Raw genomic sequence first — 1,222 nt, forward strand, 5'->3', positions numbered from 1 at the left:
TGCCGGCGATTTTGGAGGCCGTTTTCGCCCAGTACGAACAGGCCAAGGGCAACTACCGCCTCGACCTGCGCCGCGAGTACGCCCCGCTGTCCTACGTCACCCAGTTCAACGAAACCGACGCCAACTTCGTGCAACGCTGGTGCGAGCTCGAAGGCCTCTTCTGGTACGTCGAGCACACGCCCGACAGCCACTGCATCGTCTTCACCGACAGCGTCGACACCCTGCCCGCCCTCATCCCGCAGAGCGTGCCGTTTCACACCCAGAGCGTCACCGAAAAACAGGACGGCATCACCCAGTGGAGCACCGGTTCGCAGCTGCTCAGCGGCAAGCTCAACTGGCGCAGCGTGGATTACCTGGCGCACAGCCAACCGCGCGAAAGCGTGATGCCGGCGCTTGAAGCTGCTTCCGCCCCCGCTGCTCTGGAACGCTACGAATACCAGGGCCAGTACAACTGGCAGAAGCAGGAGCGCGGCGACTGGCTGAGCCGCGTGCAGATCGAACAACGTGAATCCCAGGCCCGCCGCGTGCACGGCCAGGGTGGCGTGCGCCAGTTGCAGGCCGGGCGCTGGTTCGAGCTGACCCAGCACCCGCTGTACGAACGCAAAGCCGCCGAAGCCCGGCAGTTTCTGCTGATCGAGGTGCAGTTCTTTGCCGAGAGCAACCTGCCCATGGCCCAGCAGCGCCGTGATGCGCCCGGCAGCCTGGCACCGCTGTTCAAATCGGTACGCCCGGCGCCGGACGATGCCCTGCTCGGCTCGAAGCTCAGCGAAGCCTCCTACGGCTTCTTCCTCAGCACCTTCGAAGGCCAGCTGCACAGCGCGCCCTACCGCAGCCCGTTCGAGCACGCCAAGCCCACAAGCCCCGGCCCGCAGACCGCCGTGGTGGTCACCCCCAGCGGCCACGAAGTGTTCACCGACAGCCTCAACCGCCTGTGCGTGCGCTTCCACTGGGACCGCCTGAGCCAGGACGGCGAGCTCTCTTCCTGCTGGCTGCGTATGCTGCAACCGAGCAGCGGCCCCGACTGGGGCAGCGTGCACGTGCCACGTGCCGGCGAAGAAGTGGTGGTCACCTTCCTCGACAACGACATCGACCGCCCGCTGGTCATGGGCCAGGTCTACGGCGGCCACAAACCCGCCTGGCACTCCAGCGGCCTGATGAGCGGCTACAAGAGCAAGGAAGTCGGCGGTGGCGGCTTCAACCAGTGGGTCATGGACGACTCCAC

1 protein-coding gene is annotated in these 1,222 nt (G+C 66.1%); it reads left to right on the top strand.

Annotated elements, in window-relative coordinates; genetic code table 11:
- Positions 1 to 1,222, top strand: a 1,222-nt coding sequence (locus tag NGJ21_RS23830) for a type VI secretion system Vgr family protein (RefSeq protein ID WP_251962788.1), incomplete at both ends; no start/stop codon positions are given.

This window comes from Pseudomonas sp. Marseille-Q5299 (assembly GCF_943737035.1).
Taxonomy (GTDB): Bacteria; Pseudomonadota; Gammaproteobacteria; order Pseudomonadales; family Pseudomonadaceae; genus Aquipseudomonas; species Aquipseudomonas putida_E.